At 57.5% G+C, this 21,839-nt stretch carries 19 protein-coding genes, 1 tRNA gene, 1 other RNA gene and 1 pseudogene; 16 read left to right on the top strand and 6 right to left on the bottom strand.

Features of this window, described 5'->3' with window-relative positions:
- Positions 1-314 precede the first annotated feature (314 nt).
- Together dksA and ABHV46_RS04520 are read left to right on the top strand one after the other, a co-directional pair.
- Entirely contained in the window at positions 315-728 is a 414-nt protein-coding gene (gene dksA / locus ABHV46_RS04525; RefSeq protein ID WP_025841479.1) for an RNA polymerase-binding protein DksA, read from the top strand.
- Between the two features lie 68 nt (positions 729-796).
- Positions 797-871, top strand: a tRNA-Thr gene (locus ABHV46_RS04520).
- 1,335 nt (positions 872-2,206) lie between these two features.
- Here ABHV46_RS04520 and ABHV46_RS04515 read toward each other — a convergent pair.
- Both ABHV46_RS04515 and ABHV46_RS04510 read right to left on the bottom strand, forming a co-directional pair.
- Complete coding sequence (locus tag ABHV46_RS04515; protein ID WP_438383045.1) at positions 2,207-2,485, bottom strand: protease inhibitor I42 family protein; 279 nt, start codon at positions 2,483-2,485, stop codon at positions 2,207-2,209.
- 54 nt (positions 2,486-2,539) lie between these two features.
- Positions 2,540-3,532 carry a Hint domain-containing protein gene (locus ABHV46_RS04510; RefSeq protein ID WP_438384249.1) on the bottom strand — a complete coding sequence of 331 codons (993 nt, stop codon included), beginning with the start codon at positions 3,530-3,532 and terminating at the stop codon, positions 2,540-2,542.
- A gap of 960 nt (positions 3,533-4,492) precedes the next feature.
- Here ABHV46_RS04510 and ABHV46_RS04505 point away from each other — a divergent pair.
- Positions 4,493-5,186, top strand: a pseudogene (locus tag ABHV46_RS04505) (IS5/IS1182 family transposase).
- 66 nt (positions 5,187-5,252) lie between these two features.
- On the opposite strand, the gene ABHV46_RS04500 reads toward ABHV46_RS04505, so the two are convergent.
- Positions 5,253-6,053 carry an SDR family NAD(P)-dependent oxidoreductase gene (locus ABHV46_RS04500; protein WP_438383043.1) on the bottom strand — a complete coding sequence of 267 codons (801 nt, stop codon included), beginning with the start codon at positions 6,051-6,053 and terminating at the stop codon, positions 5,253-5,255.
- Positions 6,054-6,177: 124 nt separating this feature from the next.
- On the bottom strand, positions 6,178-6,969 hold the full coding sequence (locus tag ABHV46_RS04495) for an SDR family NAD(P)-dependent oxidoreductase (RefSeq protein WP_438383041.1): 792 nt from the start codon (positions 6,967-6,969) through the stop codon (positions 6,178-6,180).
- Positions 6,970-7,417: 448 nt separating this feature from the next.
- Between ABHV46_RS04495 and ABHV46_RS04490 the strand changes: the two genes are divergently transcribed.
- The 5 genes from ABHV46_RS04490 to ABHV46_RS04470 all read left to right on the top strand — a co-directional run bounded on the left by ABHV46_RS04490 (position 7,418) and on the right by ABHV46_RS04470 (position 10,863).
- On the top strand, positions 7,418-7,687 hold the full coding sequence (locus ABHV46_RS04490; protein WP_336944848.1) for a putative hemolysin: 270 nt from the start codon (positions 7,418-7,420) through the stop codon (positions 7,685-7,687).
- A gap of 257 nt (positions 7,688-7,944) precedes the next feature.
- Positions 7,945-8,649 (top strand): HAD family hydrolase, encoded by a 705-nt coding sequence (locus ABHV46_RS04485; protein WP_438383037.1) that lies wholly within the window; start codon positions 7,945-7,947, stop codon positions 8,647-8,649.
- A gap of 654 nt (positions 8,650-9,303) precedes the next feature.
- Entirely contained in the window at positions 9,304-10,044 is a 741-nt protein-coding gene (locus tag ABHV46_RS04480; RefSeq protein WP_336944850.1) for an HAD family hydrolase, read from the top strand.
- 37 nt (positions 10,045-10,081) lie between these two features.
- Positions 10,082-10,387 (top strand): DUF2945 domain-containing protein, encoded by a 306-nt coding sequence (locus ABHV46_RS04475; protein WP_438383034.1) that lies wholly within the window; start codon positions 10,082-10,084, stop codon positions 10,385-10,387.
- Entirely contained in the window at positions 10,384-10,863 is a 480-nt protein-coding gene (locus tag ABHV46_RS04470) for a DUF3465 domain-containing protein (protein WP_438383032.1), read from the top strand. The genes ABHV46_RS04475 and ABHV46_RS04470 overlap by 4 nt, the downstream gene beginning before the upstream one ends.
- Before the next feature lie 54 nt (positions 10,864-10,917).
- Here the strand turns inward: ABHV46_RS04470 and clpA are convergent, their stop codons facing one another.
- Together clpA and clpS are read right to left on the bottom strand one after the other, a co-directional pair.
- On the bottom strand, positions 10,918-13,254 hold the full coding sequence (gene clpA, locus ABHV46_RS04465) for an ATP-dependent Clp protease ATP-binding subunit ClpA (protein ID WP_438383030.1): 2,337 nt from the start codon (positions 13,252-13,254) through the stop codon (positions 10,918-10,920).
- 120 nt (positions 13,255-13,374) lie between these two features.
- Positions 13,375-13,803, bottom strand: coding sequence for an ATP-dependent Clp protease adapter ClpS (gene clpS / locus ABHV46_RS04460; protein ID WP_438383029.1), 429 nt, complete (start codon positions 13,801-13,803; stop codon positions 13,375-13,377).
- 178 nt (positions 13,804-13,981) lie between these two features.
- Between clpS and ABHV46_RS04455 the strand changes: the two genes are divergently transcribed.
- From ABHV46_RS04455 to ABHV46_RS04420, 8 genes are all read left to right on the top strand, one after another.
- On the top strand, positions 13,982-15,100 hold the full coding sequence (locus ABHV46_RS04455) for a D-alanyl-D-alanine carboxypeptidase family protein (RefSeq protein WP_438383027.1): 1,119 nt from the start codon (positions 13,982-13,984) through the stop codon (positions 15,098-15,100).
- Positions 15,101-15,222: 122 nt separating this feature from the next.
- Positions 15,223-16,020, top strand: a complete 798-nt coding sequence (gene map, locus ABHV46_RS04450) for a type I methionyl aminopeptidase (protein ID WP_438384247.1) — start codon at positions 15,223-15,225, stop codon at positions 16,018-16,020.
- 115 nt (positions 16,021-16,135) lie between these two features.
- Positions 16,136-17,860 (top strand): gamma-glutamyltransferase, encoded by a 1,725-nt coding sequence (gene ggt / locus ABHV46_RS04445; protein ID WP_438384244.1) that lies wholly within the window; start codon positions 16,136-16,138, stop codon positions 17,858-17,860.
- 57 nt (positions 17,861-17,917) lie between these two features.
- Positions 17,918-18,014, top strand: an RNA gene (ffs, locus tag ABHV46_RS04440) — signal recognition particle sRNA small type.
- A 32-nt stretch (positions 18,015-18,046) separates the two neighbouring features.
- On the top strand, positions 18,047-20,107 hold the full coding sequence (locus tag ABHV46_RS04435) for a DNA polymerase III subunit gamma/tau (RefSeq protein ID WP_438383024.1): 2,061 nt from the start codon (positions 18,047-18,049) through the stop codon (positions 20,105-20,107).
- Positions 20,108-20,125: 18 nt separating this feature from the next.
- Positions 20,126-20,449, top strand: coding sequence for a YbaB/EbfC family nucleoid-associated protein (locus ABHV46_RS04430; RefSeq protein ID WP_438383022.1), 324 nt, complete (start codon positions 20,126-20,128; stop codon positions 20,447-20,449).
- 25 nt (positions 20,450-20,474) lie between these two features.
- Positions 20,475-21,074 carry a recombination mediator RecR gene (gene recR, locus ABHV46_RS04425; RefSeq protein WP_336944858.1) on the top strand — a complete coding sequence of 200 codons (600 nt, stop codon included), beginning with the start codon at positions 20,475-20,477 and terminating at the stop codon, positions 21,072-21,074.
- The gene (locus ABHV46_RS04420; protein ID WP_336944859.1) at positions 21,071-21,832 is read left to right on the top strand and encodes an SDR family oxidoreductase; all 762 of its coding nucleotides are present in this window, start codon (positions 21,071-21,073) and stop codon (positions 21,830-21,832) included. The genes recR and ABHV46_RS04420 overlap by 4 nt, the downstream gene beginning before the upstream one ends.
- The last annotated feature ends 7 nt before the right edge of the window (positions 21,833-21,839 follow it).

The raw sequence follows: 21,839 nt of genomic DNA, 5'->3' as shown, positions 1-21,839 counted from the left end.
GATTTCTTTCAGGCGCGCAACAAAAGCTTTGCGGTTACCATGTAGGATTATTGTTACTTTTATCAATAAAACCGCATCGAAATCTATGTGATATTTTTATTGCAGTTTCTTGGTTTAAGAGGTTTCCTGATTTAGTCACTGTTTAGCAGTGTGATTTTTTCAATTCGGACTTGGCGAACGTTGCGTGCCCGGCTATAAGCCGCGCCAAACGAGCCATGCCGACATGCTCAGGATACGGGTTCGGCCCATGTTCCCATCCAGAAGGCAGACCGGAGCGGCGCGGCCCAAGCGACTTGCGTTAAGGACAGACGTGCATGATCACGCTCCCACCGGATTATCGGCCCTCTGACGAAGAAGAATTCATGAACCCGCTTCATGTGGAGTTCTTCAGGCAGAAGTTGCTCCGTTGGCGCAATGACCTACTCAAGGAAGCCAATCTGACGCTTGCGAGTCTCTCCGAAGGCGGTATTCACGAAGCCGATGTGACAGACCGGGCCAGTGTCGAGACCGATCGTGCCCTCGAACTGCGCACGCGCGACCGTGCCCGCAAGCTGATCGGCAAGATTAACTTGGCTCTTCAGCGCGTCGAGAACGGCTCTTACGGTTATTGCGAGGAAACCGGCGAGCCGATCGGCCTGAAGCGTCTTGAGGCCCGTCCTATCGCGACTATGTCGATCGAGGCGCAGGAGCGTCATGAGCGCATGGAAAAAATTCACCGCGACGACTGATTTCTTTGCAAAAAAGCGCTTTCAGGGCTTGCAGCTTTCAGTCTGAGAAGCTACGAAGCGCTCCAGTTGCTGCTGTAGCTCAGTGGTAGAGCACTCCCTTGGTAAGGGAGAGGTCGCGAGTTCAATCCTCGCTAGCAGCACCATAATTTCTCTAACAATTCGATAGCGATGCGCGGGCAGCTTCTCGTCCATTGGAACGAGAAAACGTTGCAGCGTCTGCCTCTCAGTCGAGCCGTTGTCACACTGCTAGGCTTTTTCAACGCCGCCTCGTAATATCAGGCCGTAGGAGCAAGTCGGGCGATCATCCCCAATCGCGTCTCCGTTTCTTCGTTGGCGCGTCTTGCCTAGGTGGCCAGAATGCGGCGCGGGAGAGTGATAGCGATCATCTTAGCCGACTCATGGAAGAGCGCCGGAGTAAAGGCCGCAAACCTCCAGATTCATCGCGGCGGTTCCATGTGCTCGATTTCGTAAGCATGGCCCTTTAGGCTGTGAGAGCCACACCGGGGATCTGCTGACCGGAAAAAACGCCAGCTTCAGCCGCCTGCATCGCTGAAGGCTTGGCAATACAGCCAAGTTGCCGCTGGCGGTCGCCTTGTCTCAACATAGGAGCTGCTGCCCTGCGACGGCATATCAGTTCTGGTTCAACAGGCTCAGAGGCTCAGAGGCTCAGAGGCTCAGAGGCGCCGAGCGCGCATGGCGCTGCTGAGCTGCCAGAACAAGAATGCTCCTTCCTGCCGTGGCTCAAGCATTACTGAGACCGCGTCGAGGAGTGTTATGTGCAGGTTCGAGAGCGTTTGCCGATGCCGATCGTCCCCCATCTGGCGGGGCAAAGGTCGAGCGCGAGGCACAGACCCTCGATATGGTCTAGGCGCTTGAACGCCCGAGCGATCTTCTGGGAACTGGTCATCAATCGGGTCTCGAAAAAAATGCCGCCGGCATGGGGCGGCTTTGGCACGGAATTAAACTGGGAGCACCGTAAGTTCGCGCTTGAAGGAGGCCGGTTCAGTGTCAGTCTCGGCTCTCCGAGCCGCAGATCCAATCACCGTGGCGCGATCTGGTGATTGCGCATCGTTCGCCGCCCGCCGCCCATGATCAACAAATGATCACCGCCAGCAATGAATGCTGACACTGAATTGTCATCGGATAGAGGGCTCTGTCAAAGGTGTCAGACCCTCGATCAAATAAAGAACCTGCCGAGGTTCGTCGCATCTTGCCTGAGGCTTTAGATAGCGCCCTCTCTAGCCGTATATTCGGCTTTAGCGTGCAGACGACAAAACCACCCACATGATCGCCTGTCTTCTGTTTACGCGACCGACCTACACTATATCTGTAGTTCGGACCGTGTATGCCTCATACACAATCCATATGCGACCTTGGCGATGGAAAACTTACCGTGATTCAATTTGATAGCTTTTGAAGTCCTTAGGCATCGGCTCGAAGGGCCGAACATATTTCAAGCAAATTTCACCGACACCAGCCTAGATTACCCGGAATGTGACACGCAGGCTGCCTCCACACCCCAGTCTGCCATTACAATCCTTGTCCTCTCTATAATCCATTCCGGCCAGAGCAAGATTTTGGGGCAATGATGTCACAACCCAAGAGTATGCGGTTGAAGGATTTTGCGGAAGGTCCAAGGAAAAATAGGCATTAATTTTCTTCTGGAAACTCTCGCTGGCGTGTCCATGACTGACCGTAATAATAGTCGAGAAGCAGGTGGTTATCCCGACTGAGAGAATGCGAACGATGGAACGCATTTGCTATAATTCCTTCTTATCATTGTAATTTTCGCGTAAATTATTTGCGAGATCTCAATGCAGCTCTTGGTGCTGAAGGCTCGACACTTTGGAATATAAATACGGGCCTCCTGCGAGGATTTCAATGGCGAGAACACCCCCGCCTTCAACTGAATGTTCCAGTTCGAGAACACCTTCCCCCATTGTCCATCTTCCGCTTCCCTCTATGTCGTCGTGCCAGCCGTCGATCTCTGCTTCTTTTAAATGATCTTTGATTTCGCGCATTTCAGACCCTGCGTAGAAATAGATCTGGCCTACAAGGACGCCCAATGCTCGTCGATCATCAATGAATGGACCAATCGTCTCGCAGGGTCGGAACAGGCCTGACATGATCCGAACGTTGTCAGTTGTCTCGTCCAGGAGGAACACATATACACTACCGGTCGTCCTCGCCGGGTAGATGTGCTGCCCAGTGGCTGTCTGCAGGAAAAGCCTTATATCCTCAAGTATCAGCGGCTTTTCGATCTTTTCCCTGAACCCAAGTTGTTCCGCACGTGATGAATATTTGCGAAAGAGCGGCTCAACTACGCATTGTTCTGTCGTCAGGGCAGCGCATGAGTGGTCGTTCCAGCGCTTGGGACGAGGTGATGATTCTTTCGAGTGATTACCGAGGATGAAACACCGGCTATTTCCTGTGTCCAAATAGCTTTCGAGGGGGCAGTCATTTCCCCAGATGATTTCATGATTACTCAGCTCGATATGGTAATACCAATAAGTCGGAATAGATCTATCATAATATATGGAGCTACCGTTGACGAGCATTCTCGCCGGAATGAGCTTATCTTCGATAAAGAGACAGTGCTCGCCCGTTACCAACAGATCGCGCGAGGGTACACATTGCCCGAGGGCATCACGACAAATTCGTATGGGCCATCCTGCGAGATCTATGGGTAGCTCTTCTACCGCGTGCCCCAGACCTCTACCGATCCACGCAATGGTTCGGCGATTTTGATCTTCCCCGTTAGGATCCATCGCATAGATAGCATCGCCAACCTCTAGTTCCTCAATCAGTCGTTCACCGTCAGGTGTCCGGATGAGTGTGCCTGCAAGAAGGCAGACAAAACCACCAATGGTCCAAGTTTAACCGGCAGGAACGCGGTGAATTAGTTTTCTAGTTTCATCCAGTGAGAAAGGGTTTCCTGGTATAGTATAGTGCATATACCCGTAGTCACACAAATTGGCGTCGATTGTTGTTTGATTCGTATTCAGGTTATACTGCCCCCAAATAGGTCGAGCGCTTGAGGTCTCATTGAGAAAGGTAATCTTTATTGGCGCGCCTCTAGGTGATGTGATGTTAAAATAATAGTTATTTTTATATTAATCCTTTACCGAAATCTTGGAAAATATATCTATTCCATTATTTCCATTACTTATATTGCAATAATGATTTTTGTATTGAGAAGGTAATTTGTTTACCAAGCATAAGCTACTATATATGTAAAAAATTCCACCATCTACGTAATAATCTTTTACATACGCTGACCATTGCGACACCGCTTGTCTCCTCTCTGTGATTTTTCTAATTGAAATTTTCTGAGTCTTCAATTTTTCATAATCAAATAGGCTTTGGAAATAATAAACAACGAAGATTATCTATGTATATTAAATAATTATGACACCGCCATGCAAACGAGAAAATTAGTTAGTTCAATATTATGAAATATGTTATTTAATAAATATAATAAAAAATAGTTTTCTATAACTTTTACTTTTTTCATAAAACAAATAATAATTACTAACGGAGTTTTGTATTTGGAGCCTTAATGGGTGTTGGGTGCAGATTTTGCATTATTTGGCGCAGTGTTTCATGCGGTAGATTATCCTAACATCAGATTGCCCCAGGGGTTCTCGAAGTGGTGCGTTCTGAGTGCCTAAATTCAGAGCCGATTGATTAGATGGCAGAAATATAATTCAGGCTCTGCAAGGAGACTGAAGATGGGCGACATGTGTTGCCTGACGGATGAATAAATGGAGCGTCTGCGACCATTCTTTCCTAAGAACTCCGGTGAGCCTCGTTGCGATGACCGCCGCGCGCGGAGTTGTACACTTTTGGAAACCTCAACGGCCTGTGTTCGCGTGATGCGCCCCGGTTTTACGGCCCGCACAAGACGCTCTAAGATCGCTGGAAGCGCTGCGGCGGCATGGGCATTTTTATGCGGATAATGAATGGGTTTTTGCCGAGGGGGCGGATTCACGGCCCAATGTGATTGATTCGAATTATCTCAAGGCACACCGCACGGCTTCAAGTCTGCAGTCAAAAGAAAGAGGCTAGGGCGTCTGATCGTTCGCACCAAAGTCGGTAGGAATATTAAACTGCATGCGGTCACCGGGCAGAACGGACGACCGCTGAGCTTTTTTATGACGGCGGACCAGATCAGCGATTACACTGGAGACTCTGCCCGGTCAGACAACCTTCCCACGACATCGGGAAGGCTGGCAGACCTCGGTTGCGATGCTAGCTGGTTGAGAGACGTTCTGGAGGAAAAAGGGATCAAACCTCGCATCGGGTAAGAGATTCCCGCGCAAAACCGCTAAAAATTGCTCCGAGATCATGTTCGGTCGTCCGAAGGGCTGTCGGAGGGGCGCAACACGCTATGACAGATTTCCGACCAGCTTCTTCCTTGCCATCTGCCTCGCCGGAACCGTCATATTCTGGCTATAGCTTGTTCTTTCTGCTCGTATTCTTGGGCCACGCTCCGCCCTGGCGACGCGTGACCCGATTATTAGATCAGAGGATGCCGCCTGAGATCGGCAGCGTGACGCCTGTGATGTAACTTGAATCGTCGCTCAGCAGGAAAGCGACCGTTCCCGGAATTTCCTCGATATCGCCAAGGCGGCGCATCGGCACACCGGCCACCATGTCGACTTTCACCTTCTCGGGGTCGGTCGAGAAATACTGGGTATTGGTTGCCGCCTGAAGCTCGGTCTGACGATCCCACATGAAGCCGGGGCCCATCAGGGCAGGGGCGATGCCGTTGACGCGTATATTATGCGGAGCGAGGTCTTTCGAGGCCACCTGGGTAAGTCCGACGACGCCGAATTTTGACGCGCCATAGGCGGCCATGTTCGGCGGGCCTTGCAGACCCGCCATGCTTGCCGTGTTGACGATGCTGCCCGAGCGGCGCTCGACCATGCGGCGCGAGACAGCACGCAGCACGTGAAAGGCACCGACGAGATCGATATTCACGACGCGCTGGAAATCTTCCACCGGGTAGTCCTGGACAGGGGCAAAAGCACCCTGATACCCGGCGTTATTAAACAGGAAATCGATTGGCCCGACCGATTTCTCAGCGTAATCCACGGCTTCTTCAACACTGGCGTAATTTGTGACGTCGCAAACGACCGTCTTTACCTTCACACCGTGCTCGGCAAAGCCCTTGGCCGCTTCATCGAGCTTGGCCTGATCAAGGTCTAGCAGCACCACATGGCTGCCTTCCTTCGCAAGGCGCCGGGCAACGGCAAGGCCGATATTCCCCGCAGCGCCCGTTACCAGGGCGGTCTTGCCAGCGAAGCGCTTGGTATCACTCATCGATTATTCTTCCTTTGAGGCCTGCGTCGGCCATTGGCCCGGCGCAGGCGAAACAGGGGCGTCCCGCGAGGGGCGGGCATTGCTGATTAACTGTTCAGAGGCGTTCTGGTCGCATCGGTCCGAGTCAAAGCGTCTTGAGCATGCCGCCATCGACGAAATACGACGACCCTACGCTGTAGGAGGCCTTGTCCGAGCAGAGAAAGACAAAGAAATTGGCCAGCTCCTCCGGCGAGCCGAAGCGTTTGATCGGAGCGTGCTCATCGGCCACCGATTGCAGATAGTCTTCCCAGTCGCCGCCGGTCTCGCTCGTGAGTTGCTTGGCGGTCTTTACCCAGTCAGGTGTCAGGATCAGGCCGGGATTGACGCAGTTGACGCGGATATTGTCCTTGATCACCTCGGTAGCGAGCGTCTTGGAGAACATCATGAGAGCGGCTTTGGTGACATTGTAGATCGGCTCGTACCAGAGAGGCTGGGCCGCGCAGATCGACGCGTTATGGATGATGGCGCCACCGCCACGCTTTTTCATGCCCGGTACGAGACCGCGTGCGAGACGCACGGCGGCCATGACATGTAGTTCCCAGTAGAACTGCCATTTGTCATCGGGCGCCTCCATGATCGTCTCGTTCGACCCGGTGCCAGCGTTATTGATTAGAATATCGGCTCCGCCGAAAGCCTCATCGATTTGCCGAATAACGCTCTCGACGCCCTCGGCTGTCGCAACATCGGCAGAAACGGGCAGGCAACGCACGCCATGGGCTTCGGCAAGCTGGCGTGCAGCAGTTTCGAGGCGCTCCTTGTCGCGGGCGACCATGACGATATGAGCCCCTTCACGGGCCAGCCCCTCGGCCACGGCGAGGCCAATCCCGACACTCCCGCCCGTAACGACTGCCACCTTGTTTTTCAGGCCCATATCCATCTTGTCGCTCCTTTTTGAGACAGAGATAGCCCGAAGCGGGCCACCAGACAGTCGCGACTGAACGGGGATATGCGTCATAGCAAAAGGGGGGAGGGCGAACACGTTGGAGTGTAATCGAACACGGTCTGGTGAAGCGGTCAGGAAATATTCCTGATGGTGCTCTCCGAGGCCTTTCGTATCAAGCCGGGCCTGTCACCCTTCCAAGCGCTGTGTTCCGATTTAAGGTAGAGAGGGTAGCTCTTAAGGCTCTCTCGATACTCAGCCGCGACGCTGACATGGTTGGCGCCCCTGACGGTTGCGACTCACCAGTCGTTGCGCTGAAAGTGTTATGCTATCAGGCAGGACGGACCTCACAAAAAAAACGCCGTTATTGATGCGTTTTTTCTGCCGTATCGACGGCAGGGCAGAGATATTCCATCACGCCATTGCTGAACAGGAGATGATGATTATGACGCTCATTTCGAAGCGCGCCTCAGGCGCAGCGACGATGCTGCTATTGGTCGGTTTTGTCCTCGCCGGTTGCGGGGGCAAGGATCGTAAGGAACAGCAGCTGGGCATGGCAAACCCGGCCTCGGTGTATTGTGAGGAGCAGGGCGGCAAGCTGGAAATCAGGCATGAGAAGGACGGCGAAGTGGGCTATTGCCATCTTCCTTACGGGCGGGTCGTCGAAGAATGGGTGCTATGGCGGGCCGCTCATCACGATGAGGCCTCTCAGTAATGCATGTTGTGAAGCATCGCGCGTGAGATCCACAGGCGCGGAGGCAGGCGAGAAGTGCCGAGGATGTGAAGAGCATCGTTGAACAGCGGCGGGCGGTAATCGTTAAAGACGTGGGAGCAGGCGCTCCCACGCCGTGAACGCCTCAGCTTCCGGGCTTTTTGAAGCATCGGAAGAGACAATCGTCAAAGCCCGATCCAGCGGTTGGGTGACACGGCGAAGGCGTTCGGGCAGCATTTTTTGACGTTACGAGGGAATGAATGCCCGCTCCCAACTTGCCTGGCCATCTGATCAACACGCCGCAAATTTCGGTTCGCGGTGTTATTTTCGATATGGATGGACTGCTTCTCGACAGTGAAACCCTGGCGATGGAAGCGCTGATCTGCGCCGGTCGCGACCTCGATTACGATCTGTCCCTATCGTTTTGCGAGCGCATGATCGGTGTCCCTGAAGACGGCTGCGCGGTTCTGCTGCGCGAAAGCTTTGGAGACGGATTTCCAGCAGAGCGGTTCTTTGCCATGCAGGCAGCGCATCTGCGACGCTTCATCGGAGAGGGGCGTCTGGTGACAAAGCCCGGTGTCGTTCCTCTGCTCGATCTTCTGGATGCACGGCATATTCCACGGGCCATCGCGACGTCTTCACGTCGCGGTCGTGCCGAAGAGCAGCTTCGCCGTGTTTCGCTTTACGATCGTTTCGACGCGATCGTGAGCCGTGACGACGTGATCTGTGGCAAGCCTGCACCCGATCCCTATGTCACTGCGGCCTTGCGCATAGGCGTTGCGCCGGAGCTTTGCCTAGCCCTGGAAGATTCGACCAATGGCGCGATCGCGGCATTCGCCGCCGGGATGCGTGTCATCGTGGTGCCAGACCTGATCGAACCGACGGCAGAGGTGAAAGAGCAGGCTCTCGCCGTCGTGCGCGATCTCTCTGTCGTGCGAGACTACGTCATGCGTTATGCGCGTTAGCCTCTACACGAGAGACGTAATTTTCTGCTGTCCTGCGCTCTGCCAACGCCAATCCGCGGGAGTGTTCTGGCTCGGCGCAAAAGTTCTCCTGACTGAGGCCAGCCGAAGCGAATCGCCGTAATCGGCGCAAGGCCGGAGGGTTTCTGAGAAATCGCGCCCAGGAAACGCGCGCGGGCAGAAAGGCGAAGTACGACAGAAATTTCACCTTATCGTTGCGAAACTGCAAAGCTCCGTGGACGCTCCTGTGAGTGCGTCGGTGTTACGCTGAACATTTGAAGAGCGCTCATGCGGATGCTTGAACTGGCTTGCATGTGACGAATAAAAAGCGTGGCTCGACCGTCATGATCAATAAGATATAAATAAACATAAAGTCATAAAAAGCATTGTAGAAGCGCGCCGATTTCATAAAAAAGTAACAGATATAAAGTCACTATCACAAAGATAGGGACGTTCCAGAATGCGAACCGCAAGGGCTTCAAACAACAGATGAAATTTTAGGAAACTCCATATTTCCAACATTATTTGACATTTTTTCCTTGAATTATGCTTTTCGATGACTATCTTAGGGTCATACACACGATTTCGTGATTGCCCCAACCCTGAATGCGGGTTGTGTCCGACGACACGCACGCATGCACCGAAAAGGACAATGCCATGACCGTAGCGCCCGCCCATGCCACCGATATTCCCGCCGCCATCCGCGAAGACGGTTCGCTGAAACTCGTCATTTTCGATTGCGACGGCGTGCTCGTCGATGGCGAGCATCTCTCGACAGCCAAAATGGCAGAAGAGGCCCGTCATCATGGTTGGGATCTCTCGAATGAAGAGGCTCACAAGATTTTCACCGGCGGCGAACTGGTCAAGATCGGCGAGCGCATCGGTCGCGAGACCGGCAAGGAAATGCCCGCCAACTGGGATATGATGATGCAGGATCGCATCGTCAAAATGATGGAAACCGAAGCCGAGACGATCGACGGTGCGCATGAGATGCTGCAGCGCGTCCACGATCTGGGCCTGCCGATCCGCATCGGTTCGAATTCGTCGGGTGCGGAGATGGAAGCCAAGTTCTCCAGCACCGGGCTGGACGAGCTGCTTGAAGAGGAGCGTATCCACTCCGGTCGCGACCTCGACATGCCCAAGCCGCGCCCTGACCTCTATCTTCATGCCGCCGAGCTTGAAGGCGTCGGTCCCGAGCATTGCATCGTGCTGGAAGATTCCGACACTGGTGCCGAAGCCGCCCGTCGCGCTGGCATGGCCTGCGTCCTGCTGCGCGACCTCGACAAGCCTGCGCCGAGCTGGCCCGGCCTGCTGCGCATCGGCCACCTCTCCGAGTTTCCACTGATCCTCAAGCAGATTCTCGACGTGCAGACTGGCGGCCGTCCCATCGCTGCCTGAGCTTCGAGCCGTTAATGCCGAAAAAAGCCCCTCTCGCATGGGCGGCTTTTTTTATGAGTTCGACTTGTCCGGGCGGGAAACGGGGGCGCTGTTCGGCGCGTTCGCGCCATACACAACAAGGACAGGTATCATGTCGGCAAAAGACTTCAAGAAGGGTGACGATGTCACCTGGAAGACCAGCAATGGCAAGACCGAAGGTCACGTGGTCAAGACCTTGACCGAGCCTATGAAGATCAAGAAAAACGAGGTCAAGGCTTCTAAGGACGATCCCAAGATCCTCGTCGAAAGCGACAAGACCGGCGCGAAAGCCGCGCACAAGCCAGAGGCACTCCACAAGAAATGAGTATTTTCCCTTCTTCTGTCTTTTCTGGTCGCGGTATGCTGGTTGCAGGGCTTCTGGGCGCCTTGTCGATCGGTACGGCTCAGGCACAGATCGCCCCGGCGCAATGCGACAATCAGAAGTTCCTCTCCGATCAGGCCGGGTTTGCGCAGACCGGTCCCACTCGGGTCGACCTTCCTGAACATGTCTGTGGCCAGGTCGTATCCGTGACCCAGAGATCCCGTCGCACGCGAAGTGGTGTGCATGGCTATTTCGTGATGCAGGTGGCGCCGGGGCGCCAGATACGCATCGTCTCGGATCTCGACCGTATGCAGGCACCGGGTTGGCCCTGGGTCAAGCCAGGCGATCCGGTCGAGGTGGTCGGGCGCTATTATTTCGACTCACCCCGCAGTCAGGGTATCGACTGGACCCATCATGGCACGGGACGACACTGGGCGAGCCCTGGCTATGTCCAGGTCAATGGCAGCCGATACGAATGAAAAAAGCGGTGGGTCGCCCCACCGCTTTTTCTTGTCTGGCTCGACAATAACGTTTCAGTTGTCGCTTGTCGCCTCTGAGCGCTCGTCGGTGTCTTCCTCGCCTGTTTTGCTGGCGGCAGGAGTCGCTTCGAGGAAATCGAAATGGAGCGCGTTGTCCTTCAGGCCGATGCGTACGGCGCCCCCATTGACCAGCGCGCCGAAGAGCAGCTCCTCTGCCAGAGGCTTCTTGATATTGTCCTGAATGACACGACCCAGCGGCCTGGCGCCGTAATGGCGATCATAGCCCCGCTCGGCGAGCCACTCCTTGGCAGCAGAGGTGATCTCAATCGTGACATGACGATCGGCGAGCTGGGCTTCGAGCTGAAGCACGAATTTCTCCACCACGCGCCCGACAGTTTCGGGCGTAAGATTGGCGAAGGGAATGATCGCGTCCAGGCGATTGCGGAACTCGGGAGTGAAGAGCCGCTTGATGGCATCCTCGTCCTCGCCCATGCGATCGATGCGGCCGAAGCCTACGGCTTCCTTGCTCAGATCGGCAGCGCCCGCATTGGTTGTCATGATGAGGATGACATTGCGGAAGTCGATCGTCTTGCCGTTGTGATCGGTCAGACGGCCATGATCCATGACCTGAAGCAGGATGTTGTAAAGCTCTGGATGGGCTTTTTCGATTTCATCGAGTAGCAGCACCGCGTGAGGATGCTGGTCGATGGCATCTGTCAGCAGCCCGCCCTGATCGAAGCCGACATAACCCGGCGGCGCACCGATCAGGCGCGAGATGGAGTGGCGCTCCATATATTCCGACATGTCGAAACGGATCAGTTCGATACCGAGTGACGACGCAAGCTGCTTGGCTACTTCGGTCTTACCAACGCCGGTAGGGCCTGAAAACAGGTAATTGCCGATCGGCTTTTCAGGGTCGCGCAACCCCGCGCGTGCCAGCTTGATGGCCGAAGTGAGCGCCTCAATGGCGCGATCCTGACCGAACACCATGTTCTTGAGGTCGCGTGACAACAGACGCAGCGTCTCGCGATCGTCGGTCGAGACCGATTTGGGCGGGATGCGGGCAATCTTGGCCACGATCTCTTCGATATCCTTGAGCGTGACCGTCTTGCGACGCTTGCTCTCGGGCAGGAGCATGCGCGATGCGCCAGCCTCGTCGATGATGTCGATCGCCTTATCGGGCAGCTTGCGGTCATGCATGTATTTGGCAGAAAGCTCGACCGCGGCCTTGAGCGCATCGTCGGTGTAGCGCACCTTGTGATGGCGTTCGTAATTGCCCTTCAGGCCGCGAAGGATCTTGATCGTGTCGCTGATCGAGGGTTCCGGCACGTCGATTTTCTGGAAACGACGCACCAGAGCGCGGTCTTTCTCGAAATGCTGGCGATATTCCTTGTAGGTGGTCGAGCCTATGCAGCGCAGCGTGCCTGCGGCGAGCGCGGGCTTGAGGAGGTTCGAGGCATCCATCGCCCCGCCTGAAGTCGCGCCTGCGCCGATGACGGTGTGGATTTCATCGATGAACAGGATGCCGCCCGGCGTCTGGTCGAGTTCGGTCACGACAGCTTTCAGGCGTTCTTCGAAATCGCCGCGATAACGCGTACCTGCCAGCAGCGCGCCCATATCGAGCGAGAAGATCGTGGCATCGAGCAGTACCTCGGGCACATCGCCTTCGACAATGCGTTTGGCGAGGCCTTCGGCGATGGCCGTCTTGCCGACGCCGGGGTCGCCCACATAAAGCGGGTTGTTCTTGGTGCGGCGGCAGAGAATCTGGATTGTGCGCTCGACCTCGCTATCGCGACCGATCAGGGGGTCGATCTTGCCTTCTTCGGCGCGTTTATTGAGATCAACGCAATAGGCAGCCAGCGCCTCGAGAGGCTTCGTGGCCTTGCCTTGTTTCTCTTCGCGCTCGCCTTCTTCCTTGTCGCGAGAACCCGTTGGGGTACGACGGCTGGATTTGTCAGGCGCCTTGGCGATGCCATGCGAAATGAAATTGACCGCATCGAGCCGCGTCATGTCCTGCAACTGCAGGAAATAGACGGCATGGCTCTCGCGTTCGGCAAAAAGAGCCACAAGCACATTGGCGCCCGTGACTTCGTCACGCCCGGTGGATTGCACATGAATGGCAGCACGCTGGATCACGCGCTGAAAAGCGGCAGTAGGTTTCGGCTCGGTCGGGCGCTCGGAGGCGAGGCCTGCGAGATCCTTGTCGAGGAATTCGGTGAGATCGGCGCGCAGCTTTTCGAGGTCGATGCCGCAGGCCTTGAAGACCGTCACCGAGTCGGTGTCTTCGGTCAGGGCCAGAAGGAGATGTTCGAGGGTCGCATATTCATGCCGCCGTTCCCCGGCGAGGGTGAGGGCGCGATGGAGCGTCTGTTCGAGCATACGAGACAACATGGGGGCGCTCCTTTGGGTCAGGCGTGACGGGCCAACGGGACTGGATGTAGGCTAATCTTGGTTTAGAAAAAGAATACTCTCTATGTGGTTTCAGGGACTGATTGCCGACAAGGGGCAAGATCAGGCCTTTTCGATCATACATTGCAGCGGGTGCTGGTTCTGCCGGGCGAGATCCATCACCTGTGTCACCTTGCTCTCTGCCACTTCAAAGGTGAAGACACCGCAGATGCCGACGCCCTTCTTGTGAACATTAAGCATGATATTCGTCGCTTCTTCGCGAGATTTGGAAAAAAAGCGCTCCAGAACATGCACGACGAATTCCATTGGGGTGTAATCGTCATTCAGCATCAAAACCTTGTACATCGCCGGTCGGCGCGTTTCGGGTCGGGCCTGAATGACGACGCTGATATGCGATTCGTCATTACCCCCATCCTTGCCGGGGGGCTCGTCCGGGGTCGAAGCGCACGTTAGTGCGGTCGCGCCGGAAGGAAAGCCGGGCGAGATGAAAGTCTCGGTGGTCGTGGCGCGGTAGTGCATGGTCAGGAGCATATGGGATGAAAACGGTGATCGCAAAGATCTAACGCGGAACAAAGCGCCGAAATCCCGCTCAAGGCGCAGTTTACCTTATTTTTCCCGCAATTGGCGCAGATGATCGTGGACGACAGGAAAAGCGTCTGTCTATGATAGGAAAACCGCCAGTGAACCGGGGGCACAAGTGACCTACTGCATGCAGTCCGCAAAGAACAAACGCCTCTCGAAGGCAAAAAATGCGGGTAAGACGCGCAAATGGGTCGTGTTCACGCGTACGGCGCTCGGCGTCTGCCTGACGGCCGGTGTGGTGGGCGTGCCAAAGGCGGCGCGGGCACAATATGCCGGTCACGTGAGTTCGTACGTCGTCGACGTCAATAGCGGTGCCGTGCTGTCGCAGGTCGATCCCGATCTCCAGCGTTACCCGGCGTCGCTCACCAAGCTCATGACGCTTTACATGACGTTTCGTGCCCTCAAGGCTGGCGAGATCACGCCCGACACCACCGTGCCGGTGTCGATTCATGCTGCAACTCAGGCGCCTTCCAAGCTGGGTCTCGTGCCCGGTACACGTTTCGTCGTGCAGCAGGCGATTCTGGGCCTTGTCACGAAATCGGCCAATGACGCCGCCTGTGCACTGGGCGAGTTGCTTGGTGGCGGCGATGAAGTGCGCTTTGCCAATATGATGACGCAGCAGGCGCGCGCGCTCGGTATGTCGAACACGACTTTCCGCAATGCCTCAGGCCTGCCCGATCCCGATCAGGTGACGACGGCCCGCGATCTGTCGATGCTGGCACAGCATCTCGTTCAGGATTTTCCTGAATATTACCATTATTTCTCGACGCCGATGTTCGCGTTTCACGGGCGTATGATTCCGAACCATAACCCGATGCTCAAGACCTATGCAGGCGCTGACGGCATGAAGACGGGCTATACCGACCTCGCGGGTCATAATCTCATTACCTCTGCCCAGCGCAGCAATGTGCGTCTCGTTGGCGTCGTGCTCGGCGCGCGCTCCAATCCGCAGCGCAACGCAATGATGGCCAGTATTCTGGATCAGGGTTTCGCGTCAGAAGGCGTGGCGCCGATGGCGCCTCTGCATCCGCCCACCGTTCTGGCGCGTAATGTCCGACGCCGTGGTCATGCTTCGGGTGGGTCGAGCGCCGTGTTCGAGGTCGCCGAGGCGCCCAGCGGCCCGCGCCGTTACCAGCCGCTTGCCCATGGTACCAAGCATCACGTCGTGGCAGGCGCCAATGTGCGCATGGCGACGTCGCGCCATGTTGTCTCGACCAGGAAAAAATCCCGTCACCAGAAGGGCTGAATTGGCAGGCTGCGAAAAAACGCGGCCCCGACCTTGCTCCCGACGCCTCAGGCGCGCATTTTCTCCGAATTCTTAGCAAGATCAGAGAATTCAGCAGGAGGCGAGTGCAGTTCATGGGCAGTATGGAGTCGTATCACGGGGTTCCGCTTCACACGGAGGAAGATTTCGTCGGTCTGAGAAAAGCGGGGCAACTGGCAGCCGCGACGCTAGACATGATCACCCCCTACGTGGTTCCCGGTGCCAAGACCGACGATCTCAACCGATTGATCCATGACTACACGCTCGATCACGGGGCGATTCCGGCGCCGCTGAATTATCGTGGTTTTCCCAAATCCTGCTGCATCTCGATCAATCATGTCGTCTGCCACGGTATCCCCGGTGAGCGCTGCCTCAAGGATGGCGATATCGTCAATATCGATGTGACGTCGATTCTCGATGGTTGGTATGGCGACACTTCGCGCATGTATCTGGTGGGTTCGGTGCCACGCAAAGCGGCCAATCTCGTCGATCTGACCTACAAGGCTCTGATGCTCGGTATCGCCGAAGTCGCGCCCGGCAAGACGCTGGGCGATATCGGTCATGCCATCCAGAGCTTCGCCGAGGGACACCGTTTGTCTGTCGTGCGCGATTTCTGCGGTCACGGCATCGGGCGGGAGTTTCATGCGGAACCGCAGGTCGTGCATTACGGCAAGCCCGGCAAGGGGCTCAAATTGCAGGAAGGCATGGTGTTTACCATCGAGCCCATGCTCAATCTCGGCAAAGAAGGCACCAAGACGCTTGAAGATGGGTGGACAGCCGTCACGCGCGACCGCTCCCTCTCGGCTCAGTTCGAACATATGCTTGCCGTGACACACGATGGATGCGAGATTTTCACACTCTCACCCGCTGGTTACACCAAGCCCCCGTATGATCTGGGCTGATCTGAGAGGAACGATCCACGTGAAGCGTGTCTGCACCCGGACGGCAGCCCTGTCGCTCCTTCTCGCCGGTATTTCCCTGCCAAGCCTTGCTTCTGCCGCCCCTGCAGTAGCGGCCATGCCTTATGATCCGTTGGCTTTCGGTACGGTAAACCCGGAGTTGAAACCAGCCAGTCCGGTCGAGGGCACGCGTGGCATGGTGGTGTCGGCACAGCATCTCGCTTCGGAAGCCGGACGGCAGATTCTAGCTGCTGGCGGCAATGCCGCGGATGCGGCTGTGGCGGTCGGCTATGCTCTGGCTGTGGTCTATCCGGCAGCGGGCAATATCGGCGGCGGCGGGTTCATGACCCTGCGCCTGCCAGATGGCAAGACGACTTTTATCGATTTCCGCGAGCGCGCGCCTGGGGCAGCAACGCCCACCATGTATCAGGATGCGCAGGGTAAGGTCGATCCAAAGGCCTCTATTGAGGGCTGGCGGGCTGTGGGTGTGCCGGGAACGGTTGCGGGTCTTGAGGAAATCCATCGTCGCTGGGGCAAGTTGAGCCGCGCCAAGGTCATGGCTCCAGCCATCGCGCTGGCTGAGAAAGGCTTCGTTCTGGGACAGGGCGATGCCGATCTGCTGCATACCAGCACCGAGGCCTTCCAGAAGGATGCCCATGCGCGTGGCATTTTCCTGCGCGCTGATGGCACGCCGCTCCAAAAGGGCGATCGTCTGGTGCAGAAAGCGCTTGCGAAGACTCTGCGCGGCATCGCGCACTCGGGAGCGGATGAGTTTTACAAGGGTGCCATCGCGCAGCAGGTCGTTGCGGCCAGTGAGAAAAGCGGGGGTATTCTGACCCTCGCCGATTTCGCTTCCTATCATCCGCGCGAATTCGCTCCGATCCATTGCCGCTATCGTGGCTATGATATCGATACCGCGCCCCCTCCGAGCGGCGGCGGCGTCGCGCTCTGCGAGATGCTCGACATCCTCTCTGGCTATGACATGAAGACGCTGGGCCTGCGCAGCGTTGCCGGTGTGCAGCGTCAGGTCGAGGCTATGCGCCATGCCTATTCCGACCGGCGCGATCTGGGCGACCCCGATTTCGTGAAAAACCCGGTGGCCCATCTGATCGATCCGGCCTATGCCGCAGATATTCGTAAGGGCATCCCACTCGATCACGCGCTCAATTCGGACGCGCTGGTGGCCGGCGCAGCCCTGCCCATGGCGGCCCAGCCAGCGGCGAGCGATACCCACGAGAAGCACGAGACGACGCAGTTCTCCGTCGCCGACCGTTCGGGTTTTGCCATTTCGGCTACCTATACGCTCAATGGTTGGTTCGGTGCCGGGGTGATCGGCGGGGATACCGGCTTCTTCCTCAATGACGAGATGGACGATTTTTCGGCCAAACCCGGCAGTGCCAATATGTTCGGCATTGTCGGCTCGGAGGCCAATGCCATTGCGCCGGGCAAGACGCCGCTCTCTTCCATGGCGCCTACGATTATCTCGCATGAAGGCAAGCCCTTCATGGTGATCGGCAGCCCCGGCGGGTCGCGCATCCCGACAATCGTGCTGTCTGTCGTGCTCGGAGTGATCGATGGCGGGCTGGATATTCAGCAGGCTGTCGATCTGCCGCGCATTCACGAACAATGGAAGCCGGTCGCCATCGAACTCGAGCCGCGCGCGCTCGGTCCCGAGGTGATGGAAGCTTTGCAACTCGAGGGTTATACGCTTTCGCCACATCGCCCATGGGGTGTTGCAGAGGGCATTCTGTTCGGTCGTTCTTCTGTTGCTGCGCCGCAGACAGGCAAGCTCTATGGCGGCTGGGATCGCCGTCACGAGGGTGGTGGCGCGAGCGGGTTGTAAAAAAACCTGCACCTGCCTCTTGCGCAGAAGAGGCAGAATGGTGTTAACCCTGCACCGGGAGGTCGGCCTTGGACGGACGGCTTGCGAACCCGGTCAGGTCCGGAAGGAAGCAGCCGCAGTGAGTTTTGTTCGGGTCATGTGTTCGGCCTCCCACCCCCTGAAGCACCCGGTCTCGCTTTTTCGCGCATGACTCCTTCAGACGATACCCCCACACCAGAAGAAATTCCGCTCCCCCCGATGGAAGAGGGCGGATTTTTCGATGCCCCTTCGGCGCCTGCGCCAGCGGCTTTCCCCGAGCCGAAGAAAACGGCGGAGCGCAGCGGGCCCTATCGCGTACTGGCGCGCAAATACCGGCCCCAGCATTTCGACGATCTGATCGGTCAGGACGCGACGGTGCGTATTCTGCGCCGTGCCTTCCAGCTCGGTCGTGTGGCGCATGCTTTCATGCTTACCGGCGTGCGCGGTGTCGGCAAGACCACGACCGCGCGTATCATCGCCCGAGCGCTGAACTGCATCGGCGTTGACGGGCAGGGTGGCCCGACCGCCGACCCTTGTGGTGTCTGCGCCAATTGCACGGCGATTCTCGCCGATCGTCACCCCGACGTGCTGGAGATGGATGCCGCCTCGCGCACGGGCGTAGACGACATACGGGAAATCATCGAGGCAACGCGCTTTCGGCCCATGCAGGGCCGCATGAAGGTCTTCATCATCGATGAGGTCCACATGCTCTCGCGCAATGCGTTCAATGCCCTGCTCAAGACTCTCGAAGAGCCGCCCGAGCAGGTGACGTTCATTTTCGCGACAACAGAACTGCGCAAGGTGCCGGTCACTGTGCTGTCCCGTTGCCAGCGCTTCGACCTGCGCCGCGTGCCGCAGGAAATGCTGATGCAGCATTTCGCCGGAATTGCCGAGAAAGAATCGGTCGCGTTCTCCGATGAGGCGCTATCGCTCATCGCACGCGCCGCCGACGGTTCCGTGCGCGATGGGCTGTCATTGCTCGATCAGGCCATTGCCCAGGGCGAGGGCGAAGGCGCAGCGCGTATCGAAGCGCCGATGGTCAGCGCGATGCTCGGTCTGGCAGATCGTCAGAGCGTTTTCGACCTTTTCGAAGTACTGATGCAGGGCAAGGCCGATCAGGCGCTTGAGATCAGCGGTCAGGCCTATGCACAGGGCGCCGATCTCGGCATTCTGCTTACCGATCTGCTCGATCTGATCCATATTATTTCGCGTCTGAAGGCCATTCCCAGCCTGCGCCACAGCCGCGAACTGCCTGAGGCAGAGCGTGATCGTGGTGCCTCGCTCGCCGATCGATTGCCCAACGCCGAACTCGGCCGTGCGTGGCAGATCCTGCTCAAGGGTATTCAGGAAGTCGAACAGGCTCCCGATCGACGGGCTGCGGCAGAAATGGTGCTGATCCGGCTCTGCTACGCCAGCACGCTGCCCACCCCCGATCGTCTGGCGCGTCTGGTCATGCAGATGCCTGCCGACCAAAAAGAGAGCAGTCTGCCTGCCGAAGCGCCGGGCAGGGCTGGTGGCGACGAGTCGATTCTTGCGGCGCGCGCTACGCCGACGGGGGTAGCATCGGATGGCGGCGATGATCGCCCTCGGGCTGCGCTGCGTCTGGTGGCCAATGGCGGGATCGCCTATGAAGTGCCGAGCCTCGCGCCAGCGCCGATCCTGACGCCAGCGCCGCCACAGCCCGAGACCGAAAGCGCTGAGGCGCCGCCGCCGCCGCCGCCTTTGCGTTCTTGGCGCGAAATGGTGGCCTTCGTGGCACGCGAGTCAGAGGCGATGTTGCACGGTATTCTGCGCCATTCTGCCCATCTGGTGCGCTTCGAGCCGCCTCGTGTGCTGTTGCGCATGGCGCGCGGCACGCCCCCGCGCATCGAGACACGGCTTCAGGCCCTGCTTGAGCGCGTCTATCCGGGTCAGTGGCAGATCGAGACTTCGCAGGAAGAAGGCGAACCGACACTCGATGAACAGGGTGCCGAGATTGTCGCGCTGCGTCGTGAAGAGTTGCATGCGCACCCGCTTTTGCGCGCCATTCTCGATGTCTTTCCCGATGCGCGCGTGGGGGAGCCCAAGGATCTCTCGCTCGATGAATACGGGTTGCCGCCAGAGGAGCTGGAAGCCCCTGAGAGCTGGGCGACAGAGCCGGCGGCGCCCGATCTGGACTTTGCCCCTATCGATGCCGATCTGATGGATGATGATGACTGGCACGATTTCGGTGGCGGGTCCTCTTTCTAGTCTCAAGGAGCAAGCACCATGAAAAATCTCGCAGGGCTGATGAAGCAGGCCTCACAGATGCAGTCGCGCATGGAAGAAGTGCAGACCACGCTGAATGCGCTGACGGTCGAAGGCGTCTCCGGCGCCGGTCTGGTCAGTGTTACCCTCAGCGGCAAGGGCGACATGCGTGCGCTCAGAATCGATCCGAAGCTGGCCGACCCCAACGAGGTCGAGATGCTTCAGGACCTGATTATCGCCGCTTTCGCCGATGCGCGCGCCAAGGTCGAGGCCGCCAATGCGGAAGAAATGCGCAAGGTGACGGGGGGGATCGACCTGCCTGCCGGTCTGAAATTCCCGTTCTGATTTCGTCTCGCAGGAGGGCAGGGCCATGATGGGTGGTGGCGATGTCGAAAGGCTGATCCAGCTATTATCGCGCCTGCCTGGACTTGGCCCGCGCTCGGCGCGGCGGGCGGCGCTTGTGCTTCTGCGCGCGCCCCAGACGAGGCTGCTGCCTCTCGCCCAGGCCATGGAAGCAGCTGCCCATTCGGTGCGGAGTTGCCATATTTGCGGCACGCTCGATAGTAGCGACCCGTGCAGCATCTGTGCCGACCCGACGCGCGACCATGGCTTGATCTGCGTTGTCGAGACGGTAGGCGACCTCTGGGCGCTGGAGCGTTCGCGCCTGCATCCCGGCACCTATCAGGTATTGGGCGGCGTGCTCTCTGCGCTTTCGGGTACCGGGCCCGAAGAACTCAACACCGCGTCTCTTCTCTCTCGTGTAGCCTCCGGTGCGGTGCGTGAAGTCATTCTCGCTCTCGGAGCGACGGTCGAAGGGGCCAGCACGGCGCATTGGCTGCAGGAAAAACTCGCCGAGCATGAAGTGGCGGTGACGCGTGTCGGCCATGGCGTGCCGATAGGTGGTGCGCTCGACGTGCTCGATGATGGTACGCTGGCCGCAGCGCTTTCGGCACGGCGCCCCGCGCAATGAAACATGCCCCGACACGCAGCATTATAGCGCCTTCGATGCCGCGCGCGGCTCTCGTGACAGGGGGCGTCAGACGTATAGGCAGGGCGCTGGTCGAGGCTCTTGCGCAGGAGGGCTTTGCCATAGCCTTGCACTGCCGTAGCCACGCGGATGAGGCGCGGGCCCTTCTCGCGACACTCGAGGTCACCGGTTGCGTGCTGGAGGCCGATCTCTCGCGTGAAGAAGAGGTGTCACGCCTTGTGAACGACGCCACCAAAGCCCTTGGGCCGCTCGGTGTGCTGATCAATAATGCCTCGGTTTTCGAGCGCGACGAATGGCATGACGCGACCCGCGACTCTTGGGATCGTCACATGGAGACGAATTTGCGCGCGCCTTTCGTGCTGATGCAGGATTTCGCCCGTGCCCTGCCCGAGACGGCACAAGGCATGGTGCTCAACCTTCTCGATCAGCGCGTCTGGAATCTGACGCCCCATTTCGTGAGCTATACGCTCTCCAAGGCAGGGCTCTGGACCCTCACTCAGACGATGGCGCTCGCGCTCGCGCCGCGCATTCGTGTCAATGCGATCGGGCCAGGGCCTGTTCTGCCGGCTATCGGTCAGAGCGATGAGCATTTTTCCCGGATGCGACAGAATGCGCCGTTACAAACAGGCGCCGATCCGCAAGAAATAGTCACGGCGATGACGTCATTACTGCGCATGCCTTCAGTAACCGGGCAGATGATTGCGCTGGACGGCGGTCAGCATCTACAATGGCGCGCTTGATTTAAAA

This window comes from Asaia sp. BMEF1 (assembly GCF_051628905.1).
Taxonomy (GTDB): Bacteria; Pseudomonadota; Alphaproteobacteria; order Acetobacterales; family Acetobacteraceae; genus Asaia.
This window is presented reverse-complemented; position numbering and strand designations above follow the sequence as displayed.